The following is a 12965-nucleotide window of genomic DNA, read 5'->3' on the forward strand; positions in this document are numbered from 1 at the left end:
CCTAGGAAGCTCGGGCTATTCTTTCACCGTGCCTATTACCATAGCGATCTTCTTGTTCGGTGACATGACGGTATGAAATCGGGTCTCTCGCAAGTCGGGTTGGGCGCCTACCCTGAAGTCCGAGTTAATTAAGATGCACTGACGCCGCTACGCCGGCTGCAACGCCGAACAGACTGAAGGTGCTTACGCGCGAACCGAGTTTGAATCCTCCGACCCATGCCGCCATCACGGCCTTGGCAAGCGTATTCATGGCCACAGCGATCAGGATCGCCTGTGCCGCAAGCTTCGGCTCGACGGTCTGTGAAGCCATCCGTGCCATTGAAATCGAAATGACGTCCACATCGGCTATCCCTGAAACGGCGGCGATTGTCAGGATACCCGCATTCCCGAAAAACTGCTGAAGCAGCTGCGACATCACCATGACCACAGTGATGAGCGCGCCCATTTTTAGAGCAGGCGCCAGTTCGAGCGGGTTGGTGATCTTGAGTTCCGGCCGTTCCGAGGCGCCTCGACTTTGCAACAACAGCAGCCCGGCGCCAATGGCGAGCACGCCGCCGCCGATAAGCAAGGGCCATTTGAGGTGAGGAAACAAGGACGGGTTCAATGCGGTCGCCACGACTGCGACGCGAATGATCATGGTCAACCCCGCCAGGAGAACTCCGCTGGAAAGCAGCGCGCTGGAATCCGGATGTCGATGGGCAAGCCTTGCTAAAGTCAAGGTAGTGGCTGTCGACGAGGCCAACCCGCCCGCAATCGCCGTCATCAGTACGCCGAGCCGGCCCCCGAAAATGCGGACAGCCACGTAGCCGGCGAAAGATACGGCAGCGATCAGGATCGTCAGCAGCCAGATCTCGTATGGGTTGACGACATTCCAGGGATCGATCGTTCTGTTCGGCAGGATAGGCAACATCAGAAACGTCATTGCCAACAGCGTCAGGCCCGATCGGATCTCGCTCCAGCTCAGTGACGCGACCCAGCGGTGCAACGGCTCGCGCAGCGCAAGCAGCATGGCGGTAGCCACCGCCCCGGCGATAGCGGCTGTAAGATCGCCCACAACAGCGAGAGTGCCGAGCAGGAAAGTCGCCATGCCGGCGATCACGGAGGTTGCACTGTAATTTCGCTCGGCCTGCGCTTCGAGCCAGTGGTACGCGGTGAACGCTGCGGTGAAACCGAGGAAGACAAGGCCGATCACGACGCCAGAGTCGAACTGCTGGGCCAACGCGCCGGTAAGGCCGCCGATCAGGCCGGTCAACGCGAACGTGCGCAAACCCGCCGCGCGTTGATGGTCTTCCTCGTCGCGGGTGCGCCATCCGCGCTCCAGACCGATGAGCAGGCCAATCGAAAGCGATACCGCCAGGCGGCTCAGCAGAGCGTCTCCGTCCATGATTTCCGGGTTTTCCCCTCAGGGCCTGGTTTTACTCATTTCTTGTGCACATCAATATCAACCGGACGCAGTTTGCAATTCGGAGAAATCGGCTTTAGCAACAAGCCGGTCCCCCGCCAATATTTCATGTTCGGTCGGTGAGAACGTGTGAGTAGACGAACCGTGGTCAGGAGGCGGCGAGTGGCGAAGCGCTTCTCCCGATACGAGGCTCGCCGTCATTTGCCGACGACGAACCTTGCTTCAAATCCATCTTCCCGGTTGCTTGCGGGAGAAGTCAGTTCAAGCTGTCCACCGGTTCCGGTAGCAATGGTCCTGGCGATGGCCAGACCGAGACCGGCGCCGCGCACCAGAGCCTGACCTCGCTCGAAGGGCTCGCTCAGCCGCGCAAGTACTTCGGGAGGCACGACCGGGCCGGCGTTCGCAACACGCAAAACGCCGTCGGCCGACAACGCGACGCGGACCGGTTCATCCTGCGCCCCATGCTTGAGGGCATTCTCGATCAGATTTCGTGTCAGGATCGCGAATGCATCGGCATCGATGCTCGCGAGCACTGGTACATCTGGCAGCGTCAATTCGATACGTCCTACGGTATCGACGTGTCCGCCAAGTTCGCTCACGACCATCCGAAGAATGGTGCCGATGTCGACTGGCGTCTCTGCCAGAAGACGCCCGCCCTCGGACCTCGCCAGTTGCATCAGTTTTTCGGTCAGGCGGGAAAGACGCCGCAAGGCGGTCTGCATATCCTCGGCGCGTTCACGCGTGGCGTCGTCCGGTGCATTTGCAATCATGAGCTGCGCCTGTGCGAGGGCCGCCGCCACCGGCGTGCGCAGTTCATGGGCGGATTTGGCCGCCAGGCTGCGCTCAGCCTGCAAGGTACGCCTTAGCCGGTCCAGGAGGTGGTTTACTGCCTTTGCGACAGGGTCAATCTCCGAGGGCAGGTTGTCTGCGGCAATTGGAGCAAGATCCCCGCCACCCCGCGCCTCGATTTGTGACCTGAAGCTACGCACCGGCGTCATAGAGACACGAACGATCGCCCAGATGCCTATCAGGCCGAGCGGAATGATGATTGCCAGCGGCAGAGCGAGCGCCAGCAAGGCCCGCCCGGCACTAATGCGGCGATGCGACAGAGGCTCTGCGATCATAATGGTAAGACTCCCTTGGAGGGCGGCATCGGAATAAAGGCGGTGTGTGGGCGTGTCGGCGAAACCCATTCCGGAAAAAGGCGGAAACACGGCCAAGTCGGCGCTGTGCGAGCGCAGCAGAACCTTCCCTTGACCATCACGGACCAGATAGGTGAGATATTCGTCGTGCCGGCGCAGCGTCGCCACGCGCTGTTCCGCATCGTCAGCATCGCGACCAACGATCTCGATAGCCGCAAGAGGTAAAATGCGCTGCGCCGTTTCCTCAAGCGCGCTGTCAAAAACCTCGTCCATCTCATGGCGCAGCATCTGCGCGGTCACGATAGCCGCCATCGCCCACAGCACGGTCATACCCAACCCAAGCGACAGCGAAAGCCGCCACTGCAAGCTTTTGGGCTGCATCATCGGGCGTTTCCGAGCCGGTATCCGATCCCGCGGACGGTATCGATCACGGGATGACCGAGCTTCTTGCGTAACCTGCTGACATGAACCTCGATCGTATTGCTCTCTACCTCGGCGCCGAACGCATAGAGCCGGTCTTCGAGCTGTGCCTTGGTCATCGCAACGCCGGGTCGCTGCAGGAATGCCTCGAACAGGGCCCATTCGCGGCCGGTAAGCTCCACGGGGCCGTCGCCACGCCTTACGGTTTTGGCGGCAAGGTCGATGCGCAGATCGCCGATTTCGACAAGGGGGTTGGGGTTACCGCTGTAGCGCCGCGCCACGGCGTTCAGCCGTGAAGTGAGTTCCGAGAGGTCGAACGGCTTGATCATGTAGTCGTCAGCGCCCGCATCGAGGCCCGCGATGCGGTCGGAGATCTGGTCGAGAGCCGTCAGGATGATGACCGGCGTCACGCTGCCCTCGGCTCGCAGCCTTTTCAGGAAGGTGATTCCCAACCCGTCTGGAAGCATCAGGTCCAGCAAAATGAGATCATAGGCGGCGCTCTGGAGATGTTCACGCGCCGCATCAAGCCGTGTCACCCAATCCACCGAATGGCTGGCTGCAACCTGCTCGCGCACAGCCTTACCGAGGATAGCATCATCTTCGACCAGCAAAATTCTCATTTAAAGATCACCCGCTTCCTTGTCTCCTCACCTATCGCCCGAAGCTGTCGGTTTGCTGAAGAGATGCCCATCAGCGCATCAGGCGTTCGTCAGAAAATACTGCCATAGTCACACCAAAGGCGCGTTGATCAGGAGCAATGAAATGATGAAGCACATGGCGGCCGCGATCTTCGTTCTGGCGCTGGCGGCTCCCGGCATCGCCAGGGCTGACGACGATTGCTATGTTTCAATGGACCGATGGAAGCCGCGTGAGGCCGTAGAGACGATGGCCGCCGGGCGAGGGTGGACCGTCACCCGGATCAAGATCGACGACGGCTGTTACGAAATCCGGGGCGCCGATGAGAACGGCCGGGCGTTCAAGGCTAAGGTCGATCCGGAAACGCTGGAAATTGTCAAGTTCCGGCACAGGGATCGCGATGACGATCGTCACGGGTCGAGGCATGAGAGACCTGGGACGACGGAAGGTGGTGCTCCAGGCGGGACACCCTCGAACACCCTGTTCGAGACGATCGCGCGGCCGTAGGTTGTCGTGAAATAAGTACCGCTCACCTCGCCGAAAAAAGCATGATCGTCATCCACTGGCTGACTGCCCTGCTCATTCTCGGGGCATGGCTGACATCGACGGGTGGTCGGCATATGGCCGAAAACCCGCCTTTGCAGCATTTCTCGTTCGGGCTGGCGGTGCTTGTCCTTGCGCTTTCGCACCTGATCCTACGGTTCGCCGGAGGCACTGCGCCAATGGTCGTCTTGCCGTCGCCGCCAGGCTCGGCCACGCGGTGCTCTATCTGTTCCTGATAGCCCTGTCGCTGAGCGGTTGGTACGCCGCTTCGCGCCTCGGAGTCCCCGTTTCCTTCTTCGGCATTCAGCTTCCGGCCATTGCCGAGCGGGTGCAGGGCGCGCCGGGTCTGGTCACGGACGTTCACGAGAATGCCGACGCGATCATCCTTTACCTGGCCGGCCTGCATGCGGCCCTTGCCATCTGGCACCAGTTCGTGCTGCGCGATGGCACGCTTGAGCGCATGTCCTCGCGCTAACGACTTTCCAAGCGTTGTATCAAGCCTTTGCGGTGGGCCTGCTAGCCGGTCCGCCGCTTTTGCGCGCGGCAGGTGTCGCGGGCGGGCCTTGCATTTCCTGACGAAGAGCTGAAGCAAAATCACTGTCGCCGTCAGGCGGGGCTCAGGCTGTCTTGCCACAGTGATGAAGACGGGCCGACTTCGTGTGGCGGCCCGGAAATCGTTTCTTCGAAGAAGGCAAACCGACATGAAATTGCTTCTCGCAGCTCTCGCCATGACGACCGCGCTCACGCTGCCTGGTTCCGCCATGGCGCGACCCGTGACACTGACCGCCACGTTGAGCAATTATGGTGGCGACGGCGCTTATCTCGCGCTGTATGTGACCGATCCTCAAGGCGAATACGCCGGCACGCTTTGGATCGCCGGCGGCAAGTCCAAATACTATGAGCATCTCTCGGGCTGGTATCGCGCCAGCGGCGGCAATCGTGCCGAGATCGACGGCATTACCGGGGCCAGCGTGGGTGCCGGGCGCACGCTGGAGATCTCGCTCGATCTTGCGGATGTGCTCTTCGACGCGGGTTACACGCTGCACGTCGACGCAGCCGTCGAAGATATGCGTGACAGCCCCAACGAGGTGGCGGTTCCCCTGACCTCCGCCGGCGCGCAGACGCCCGTTCGGGGCCGGCGGTATGTTTCGACCGTGACCTACTCCTTCTAGGCGGTGAATGACATGATCCGTGTCGTTCACCGTTGGCCGGGTCTTCTGGCCGCTCTCCTATTGCTGGTCCTGAGCCTCAGCGGCGCGGCTCTTTCGCTGTTTCCCGCCGCCGAGCAGCTGTCCGTGCCGCAGGCGGAGGCCGGCCTCTCGGTGGCGAGGCTGACTGAGCGCGTCCTCGCCGTCCATTCCCAGGTCGAGCAGATCCGGCGCGCACCCTCCGGTAAGATCACCGCCTATTGGTTTGAGAACGGCGTACCTGAAGCGGCCGTCATCAATTCAGTGACCGGGCAAGGCGTTGCATCCGCTGATCCGAACACCGTCGAGCGCTGGCTGACCAGTTTACACCGATCGCTTTTTCTCGGTGACGGCGGGCGCATGGCGACGGCGGCGGGGGCTGCCGCGATGCTAATCTTGTCTCTGTCCGGTGCAATGCTCGTCGCACGCAGAGCTGGAGGCTGGCGACGGTGGTTCGCGCCGATACGCGGGCCGTTCGCCGGCCGGTTGCATGTCGAGATCGCCCGCGTTGCCGTCGCCGGCTTCTTGCTGTCCTCGGCCACCGCACTATGGATGACGGCATCGACATTCGACCTTCTGCCCGATGCAGCCGCGTCGTCCATTGCCCGGATCGAGACGAGTGGCCGGACGGGCATGACAGCGGCGGAAATGGACCTGTTGAAACGAACGCCAGTTGCCGAGTTGCGCAGCTTGACGTTTCCCGATCCGACCGATGCGATGGACGTCTTCACGATCAAGACAGATCGCGGCGTCGGCTATCTCGATCAAGGCACGGGCGCGCTCCTGGCCTGGAGCAATCCGACCGGATGGCAACGTATTTCGGAAACCGTCTATATGCTCCATACCGGGCAGGGGGCGGCAATCCTTGGGCTGCTCCTGGGCATGATGGCGCTTGGCGTGCCAGCGATGGCGGCCACCGGCTGCATTCTTTGGCTGGCGGGCCAGCGCGGACGGCCACGCATTTGCGGCAATGCGGCGGCCGGGCGTGCCGACACAATCCTGCTCATCGGTAGCGAGGGTGGCAGCACATGGGGTTTTGCCGCAACGCTGCACACCGCGCTGACCGCGGCGGGGCAGGCGGTCCATGTCGCACCGATGTCGTCCTTCGATCCGGCGCGTTACCGGCATGCGCGGCGCATCCTCATTCTTGCCGCCACCTACGGCGACGGCGATGCGCCCGCCACGGCGCGGGGGTTCCTCGATCGCTTGAAAACCTTGCCGCCGGCGCCGGTCGTCCCGATGGCGGTCCTTGGCTTCGGTGACCGCAGTTTCCCGGCCTACTGCGCCTTTGCCGAGGCGGTCGCCAGGGCAGCCGAGGCGCGAGGATGGAGCATGCTGGTTCCATACGACACTGTGGACCGCCAGTCGCCACAGGATTTTGCTCGGTGGGGACAACGGCTAGGCGAGGCGACAGATATCGAGCTGGAGCTTGTCCATCAGCCCGCCCTACCGGCTGCCCGCCCGCTGACACTCGTTTCGCGGCGTGAATACGGCGCCGAAGTTCAGGCCCCCACCGCCATCCTGCGTTTCGCGCTGCCAAAGGTTTCGCTCTGGCAATGGCTGGCGGATCGCGGATTCGGCCGCTTTTCGGCAGGCGATCTTCTCGGCGTCTTGCCCGAGGGTTCGTCCGCCGCCCGGTTCTATTCGCTGGCTTCGGGGCGGCGAGACGGCTTCGTCGAGATCGTTGTCAAGAAACATCCCTCCGGCCTGTGTTCCGGACAGCTCTTCAATCTGAAACCTGGTGAGACTGTTTGCGCGTTCATCCGCCTCAATCCAGGCTTCCATGCCGGCCGGAGTCGTACGCCGCTGATCCTGATCGGAGCCGGAACGGGTATCGGGCCGTTGGCAGGCTTCGTGCGCGCCAACGCACAGCATCGTCCCGTCCACCTGTTCTTCGGAATGCGTCACCCCGCCCGTGATTTTCTCTACGAGGAAGAATTGACGGGTTGGCATCGAGAGGGCCGCCTTCGTCAGCTCGTCACGGCCTTCTCGCGCGGGCGAATGCCTCGCTATGTCCAGCATGCGCTGCGTGAAGAGGCCGCCCAGATTGTAGCTCTGGTTCGTGGGGGCGCGAGGGTCATGGTCTGCGGCGGGCGCGGCATGGCCGCCGGCGTTTCGTCGGCGCTCGCCGAGATTCTCACGCCCGCCGGGTTGACGCCGGCTCTACTCAAGGCGGAGGGGCGCTATGTCGAAGACGTCTACTGATCCAATCCGGCACGCGCTCAACGGACCCACCATGGGAACGCGCTGGTCAGCGCTTTTCTACGCGGCGACGGGGTTCGATCCAAAGCCGATTCAGGACGCATTTCAAGCGGCGGTAGACGAGGTGGACGCGCAGATGTCCACCTGGAAGCCCGATAGTGATCTGATGCGGCTGAACGCCGGCCCCGTCGGCGAATGGATTGGGGCGCCCGATCGGCTGATGAACGTGCTGCGCCTCGCGCTTGGCATCGGCCGGATTTCTGGGGGAGCTTTCGATATTGGCGTGGGCGATGCGGTGAACGCTTGGGGTTTTGGCCCGGCTGCGGCCGACGAGCGCCAGATCCGAAAGGCGTTCGCTGTCCCACGCCAGCCTGCCCACGAAGTGCTGGAACTGGATTCTGTCAACGGAAAGGTACGAAAGATCGCGCCGATTACCCTCGACCTCAACGGCATCGCCAAGGGATATGGCGTCGATCGGCTGGCCATGACCCTCGACTGCTTCGGCATCACTTCCGGGATGGTCGGTATCGACGGTGAGATGCGGGCGCTCGGCCTGCGTCCTGACGGTGAACCGTGGAGCATCGCCGTCGAACTCCCGAACAGGGAACGCCGTGCGCCGCATTCCATTCTCGCCTTGCAGGATGCCGCGGTTGCGACCTCAGGTGACTATCGACACTGGACCGTCGTGAACGGGCGCCGTCTCTCGCACACCATGGACCCCCGCCGCGGAGTACCTTTGCCATCACCGCCCGCTTCGGTAACGGTCGTCGCGCAAACTTGCGCCGAAGCCGACACCTGGGCCACCGCGTTGATGGTCCTCGGCCCAAAATCCGGGTCCGAACTTGCCCGGCGCCTTGGCCTCAATGCATTGTTTCTCATTCACGATGACGAAAGCGGGATCCGGCAGGAAGCGGTAGGGCCGCTGTTCTCAAAGGAAAGTCACGGATGATTGTGCGTGCTGAACGTGGTTAGTGCAGCTTTGCTCAAGAATGATATATGGAGCTAATTTCCGGTCATCGCCATGCCGAGGACGGTGGCGAGCGTACGGACCAGCGGCAGGTCAATGGGCAGAAATCGTTTCATGTCAGGTTCCTGGCTGGCGTGGTCGCGTTCTCGGGAGGAGAGGGGGAGCCCACCGTTGCTGGCTGGGTGACGGGTTATGTCAGGCTTTCTTACGCCGCAACACAAGTGCGGCGATGGCAATCCAGATGCCGGTGCGCAGGATCATAGCGCCCATGGTGCGCGCCTCCCACGCACCGCCGAAGCCGACATGCCACAGGAAGGCTGCAAACACCGCCGCCGTCGTCACGGCGATGCCGAGCGACAGCATCGGCGCCCAGCCCGCGCCGCGCCACAGGCCGATCCCGGCCAGAACATAGGCAAACCCGGCAAGGAAGTTGAACCACAGCACGAACGGCACCACCGCACCCATGTCGGCGCTGCCGAACAGCGCCCTCCCACCTGAAACGATGGTCAGCAGGCCGAAGATCACCGCGACGGCGACGGCGATGGACAGGGTACGGGGTCTCTCGGTCACGGCATCCTCCGGGGTCAGGCGTTTGCGAGGCGGCCATCGCGTAGATGGACCAGCCGGTCGAAACGGTCAAAAATCTTCTCGTCATGGGTGACGGTGACGATGCAGGCCTCCTGCTCGAGGGCGAGCTTGCGCAAAAGGTCCATCACCAGCCCGGCCCGCGCGCCGTCGAGCGCGGCGGTCGGTTCGTCGGCCAGAATGATGCGGGGACGGTTGGCGAGCGCCCGGGCGATCGCCACGCGCTGCGCCTCGCCGCCCGAAAGCAGCGCCGGCTTGACCGTCGCGCGGTGGCCGACCTCGAGATAGTCGAGCAGTTCGCGCGCCCGTGCCCGGCCATCGTCGGCGGGCCAGCCGGCAAGATCCAGCACGACCGAGACGTTTTCCTGCGCCGTGAGAAAGGGTAGGAGGTTGTGCGCCTGGAAGATGAAGCCGATCTTGTCGAGCCTGAGGCGTCTCAGGTCGCGCCGTAGCCATCTGCCGTCGAACACCGGCTCCCCGTCGAGTACCACCCGCCCCTCCGAGGGGGCGAGGATGCAGCCGATGATGTTGAGCAGCGTCGTCTTGCCCGAACCGGAGGGACCGAGCATCGCAATCACCTCGCCGGCGTGCACTGTGAGATCGACCGAGCGTAAGGCATCGACGCGGGTTTCGCCCTCGCCGAAATGTTTGGCCACGCCCGCGACCTCGATGAGGATATCGCCGAGCGCCATGTCAGCTCCCGAGCGCGGTGGCGGGGTCGACCTTCATCGCCGCCCGCACGCCCAGCGCGGAGGACAGAAGGCAGACCGCGGCGATGATGGCGGCAAGGACCATGGCGTTGAACGGCTCCAGCACGACGCGGCGGGGAAAATAGTCCTTCACCGTCAGGATCAGCACCAGGCCGATCCCCCAGCCCGAAGCACCGAGGATCAGCGCCTGCTGCACGATCAGCCCGACGATGGTACGGTCGGGCGCGCCGATCAGCTTCAGCGTGGCGATCTGTTTCAGCTTCTCCATGGTCATCGTGTAGATGATGAGGGCGATCACTACGGCGCTGACGGAAAGCAGGATCCCGAGGAACAGGCCGATCTGGCGCCGCGCCAGATCCACCACCGAGGACAGAAGGATTTCTTCCTGCTCGGCCTGCGTCAGGGCTGCCAGATGTTTCCACTGCCGCACCGTTGCGGCGAGCAGATCGACGTCGGCGCCGGGCGCCATGCGAGCAATGACGGCGGCGACGGATGCGGACTTGACGGAAACGGCCCCACGCGCGGCCTGTACCCGCTGGGCGGCCGGGTCGAGTTCGGTCTGGAGCGCCATCGCATCGGAAAGCGTCACATAGACCGCCGGATCACCGCCCGCGTTCATCGCCCCCTCGACCAGCCCGACCACGGTGAAGCGGTTGCGCCCGAGCCGGATCGTCTCGCCGGGCAGGAGGCCGGTCTTGCGGTCGGCGACCAGTTCGAAATGGCTGGCGCCGATGCTGCGCCCCTCGGCGATTGCCCGCGGTCCGCCTGGGCGGCCGGGCTCGTAGCCGATGACGTAAAGCCGCAAGGTTTGCCCGGCATGGGAAGCCTCGACGTTCTGGTAGTTGACAGCCCCGGCTTCGGCCACGCCGGGCATCCGCACCACCGCATCGCGGGTGGTCAGCGGGATGTTCGAGGCTTCGGCAAATGGCCCTTTGGTGCCAGCCTCCACCACCCAGACATCGGCCGCTGGCGCTTTCACCACAGCCAGAGCGTCCGAAACGAGGCCGTTATAGATGCCGATCATCGCCAGGACGACCGTCATCAGCAGCCCCAGCCCGAAGCAGGTGAGGACGAAGCGGAACAGTCCGTGGCGAATGTCCTTGAGCGCGAGGTTCATGGCGCGTCCCTGATGCGGGCGCGCCGGCCATCGGTCGCGCCCTTCGGCGGCGGCCGGGCGACGATCACGGCACCTTCGGGCAGGTCGCCCGTGACCTCGACGCGGCCGCGATCGTCGCGCGCGCCGAAGGTGAGCTTCGCCCGGGCGAGGCGCCCGTCCCGCACAACCCAGACCGTGCCGCGATAACCGTCGAAGCCGGTGATCGCCACCTCGGGCACCATCAGCGCGGTCGCGCGCGTGCCAGTCAGGATGCGCACTTCGGCCTGTTCGCCGAGAAACATTTCATTGGGGCAGTCGACGCAGGTCAGCCAGACGCGGCGCTCCTCGTTCACCCTGTCACTTTCGAGGCCGACGCGGGCGATGGCGCCATTGAATTCGACGGAAGGCTGAGACCGCAGCCGGATCGTGCCGGACTGGCCAAGCGCAAGCTGGCCGGCGCGCTCTTCATCGACATAGGCTTGAATCCATATCGAGGCGGGGTCGACAAGGGTGAAGACCGGATCGCCGGCCTTGACCACCGTGCCTGCCTCGGCATGGCGGGCGACGATCAGCGCATCATAGGGTGCGGTCAGGCGGTGGTGGCCGAGAAGGGTTTCTTCCTGCTGCAAGGCCGCCGCCGCGTCCAGTCCCTGTGCCCGGATCACCGCGAGATCAGCCTCGGCCACCGCCAGATCGGCGCGCGCCACGTCCTCGTCACGCTGCGCTTCCTCGGCGCGCTGGACCGAGGCGATATCGCGCTGCGCCAGTCCCTGCTGGCGCCGGTTCGCCGCCTCGCGCTGCGCCAGCATGGCGCGAGCGCGCACAACCGCTGCATCGGCCTTGGCTAGATTGGCCTCGTTCGCCGCCACCGCAGCGCGGGCGCGAGCGACGCGCGCTTCCTGCTCCGCAGAGTGAAGAACGGCCAGTTCCTGTCCCCGGATCACGATGTCCCCGGCATCGGCGGCAAGCGAGGTCAGGGCGGCGCCCACCTCGAAGCCGACGCGGCTGAGAATCCGCGCCTCGACGGTGCCAAGCCCGTAAATGCGAAGCGCCACTTCGCGTTCGGGCTGCACCACGCTGACCGTGAGCGGTCGTTCCGTCAGAAACAGGACACCTGCGCCCAGAACCAGAACTGCGGCCACCACACCGTAAAGCCACCGACGCCGCATGGCCTAATCCCTTTTCACGGCCAGAAGCCCGAGTTGCACATTGAGAAGCCGCACCCCCTCCTGGATCAGGGAGAAGTCGCGCGCGCCGAGCGACCAGCGGATCGCCATTCCCTGCACCAACGAGGTCAGCAGTATGGCGACGTCGGCGGGAGCCAGATCGCGGCGCAGGCAACCGGCCTCCTGCCCACGCGCCACCTCAGTCACGATCAGGGCCTGAAATTTCATAAGCAGGCCCCGGAAGGCCGCGCGCAGGTCCTCGTTGCCGACATTCAGCTCGCGCGAGAACAGCAGCATGGGCAGCGCAGGCTTGGCCATGATCTGCGCCAGTTGCGCAGCCACCAGCGCCTCAAGCCTTCCAACTGGTTCATCGGCCCGGGCATTATCCCAGGCGGTCGTCAGTTCCTCGGTCACGTGATCCGCCACAGCAAGCCACATCGCAGCCTTGGTCGGGAAATGCCGGAACAAGGCGGCCTGGCTCACGCCAATTGCCGATGCCGCCGCACCCGTTGTCACCCGGTCCGGTCCGATCTTGTCGGCCAGATCCAGGACCGTGGCGACAATCTCGGCCTTGCGAAGCTCCGCCGGCTTGCGCATGAGATTTCCTAAATCTAGTTAGTAATCAATCACAAACTTATATGCACGATCCGTGCCGTCCGTCAATCACTGGATGGCCTCTAGGCCCGGTAAGCGTCCAGACGGGCACGAGGAAGGTAAAGATTGTTGTCGTTGCCTGCCCCGCGACGAGCGCGAAGTTAGCTGCCACTTCGCCGACATGCCAGTCTTACGCAATCTGACGATGCCGGCCACGATTCCGGCAAGGAGGCGAGCGCTAGCCCGGCAGCGCCCGCGCGGGCTATAACAACGCGCGCCCTCGAATCCGAGGTGGCAAACGCCGCCGCACCCGCT

At 63.8% G+C, this 12965-nt stretch carries 13 protein-coding genes; 5 read left to right on the forward strand and 8 right to left on the reverse strand.

All coding sequences use genetic code 11. The annotated features are described in order from the left end of the window. Positions 1-124: 124 nt before the first annotated feature. The 3 genes from DY251_RS19010 to DY251_RS19020 all read right to left on the reverse strand — a co-directional run bounded on the left by DY251_RS19010 (position 125) and on the right by DY251_RS19020 (position 3584). The gene (locus DY251_RS19010) at positions 125-1384 is read right to left on the reverse strand and encodes an MgtC/SapB family protein (RefSeq protein WP_116625489.1); all 1260 of its coding nucleotides are present in this window, start codon (positions 1382-1384) and stop codon (positions 125-127) included. A gap of 215 nt (positions 1385-1599) precedes the next feature. Beyond that, complete coding sequence (locus tag DY251_RS19015) at positions 1600-2928, reverse strand: sensor histidine kinase (protein ID WP_116625490.1); 1329 nt, start codon at positions 2926-2928, stop codon at positions 1600-1602. Next, the gene (locus DY251_RS19020) at positions 2925-3584 is read right to left on the reverse strand and encodes a response regulator transcription factor (protein WP_116625491.1); all 660 of its coding nucleotides are present in this window, start codon (positions 3582-3584) and stop codon (positions 2925-2927) included. Before DY251_RS19020 ends, DY251_RS19015 begins: the two co-directional genes overlap by 4 nt. 142 nt (positions 3585-3726) lie before the next feature. On the opposite strand from DY251_RS19020, the gene DY251_RS19025 reads away from it, so the two are divergent. The 5 genes from DY251_RS19025 (at position 3727) to DY251_RS19045 (ending at position 8481) form a co-directional block, all read left to right on the forward strand. Then, the gene (locus tag DY251_RS19025; protein WP_116625492.1) at positions 3727-4107 is read left to right on the forward strand and encodes a PepSY domain-containing protein; all 381 of its coding nucleotides are present in this window, start codon (positions 3727-3729) and stop codon (positions 4105-4107) included. Positions 4108-4192: 85 nt separating this feature from the next. Continuing rightward, entirely contained in the window at positions 4193-4618 is a 426-nt protein-coding gene (locus DY251_RS19030) for a cytochrome b (RefSeq protein ID WP_245416041.1), read from the forward strand. Positions 4619-4844: 226 nt separating this feature from the next. Continuing rightward, positions 4845-5315 (forward strand): DUF2271 domain-containing protein, encoded by a 471-nt coding sequence (locus DY251_RS19035; protein ID WP_116625493.1) that lies wholly within the window; start codon positions 4845-4847, stop codon positions 5313-5315. A 12-nt stretch (positions 5316-5327) separates the two neighbouring features. Then, positions 5328-7535 carry a PepSY domain-containing protein gene (locus tag DY251_RS19040; protein ID WP_116625517.1) on the forward strand — a complete coding sequence of 736 codons (2208 nt, stop codon included), beginning with the start codon at positions 5328-5330 and terminating at the stop codon, positions 7533-7535. Then, positions 7516-8481: an FAD:protein FMN transferase gene (locus tag DY251_RS19045; RefSeq protein WP_116625494.1), complete on the forward strand. Its 966-nt coding sequence runs from the start codon at positions 7516-7518 to the stop codon at positions 8479-8481. Before DY251_RS19040 ends, DY251_RS19045 begins: the two co-directional genes overlap by 20 nt. Before the next feature lie 213 nt (positions 8482-8694). On the opposite strand, the gene DY251_RS19050 is transcribed toward DY251_RS19045, so the two are convergent. From DY251_RS19050 to DY251_RS19070, 5 genes are read right to left on the reverse strand one after another with little or no spacing between them, the layout of a single operon-like run. Next, positions 8695-9069 (reverse strand): hypothetical protein, encoded by a 375-nt coding sequence (locus DY251_RS19050; RefSeq protein ID WP_116625495.1) that lies wholly within the window; start codon positions 9067-9069, stop codon positions 8695-8697. Positions 9070-9083: 14 nt separating this feature from the next. Further along, positions 9084-9776 carry an ABC transporter ATP-binding protein gene (locus tag DY251_RS19055; RefSeq protein ID WP_116625496.1) on the reverse strand — a complete coding sequence of 231 codons (693 nt, stop codon included), beginning with the start codon at positions 9774-9776 and terminating at the stop codon, positions 9084-9086. 1 nt (position 9777) lies between these two features. Next, entirely contained in the window at positions 9778-10911 is a 1134-nt protein-coding gene (locus DY251_RS19060) for an ABC transporter permease (RefSeq protein WP_116625497.1), read from the reverse strand. Next, complete coding sequence (locus DY251_RS19065) at positions 10908-12059, reverse strand: efflux RND transporter periplasmic adaptor subunit (RefSeq protein ID WP_116625498.1); 1152 nt, start codon at positions 12057-12059, stop codon at positions 10908-10910. The genes DY251_RS19060 and DY251_RS19065 overlap by 4 nt, the downstream gene beginning before the upstream one ends. 3 nt (positions 12060-12062) lie before the next feature. Beyond that, positions 12063-12653, reverse strand: coding sequence for a TetR/AcrR family transcriptional regulator (locus tag DY251_RS19070; protein ID WP_116625499.1), 591 nt, complete (start codon positions 12651-12653; stop codon positions 12063-12065). Positions 12654-12965: the final 312 nt, after the last annotated feature.

Source organism: Mesorhizobium denitrificans (assembly GCF_003403035.1).
GTDB classification, from domain to species: domain Bacteria; phylum Pseudomonadota; class Alphaproteobacteria; order Rhizobiales; family Rhizobiaceae; genus Mesorhizobium_G; species Mesorhizobium_G denitrificans.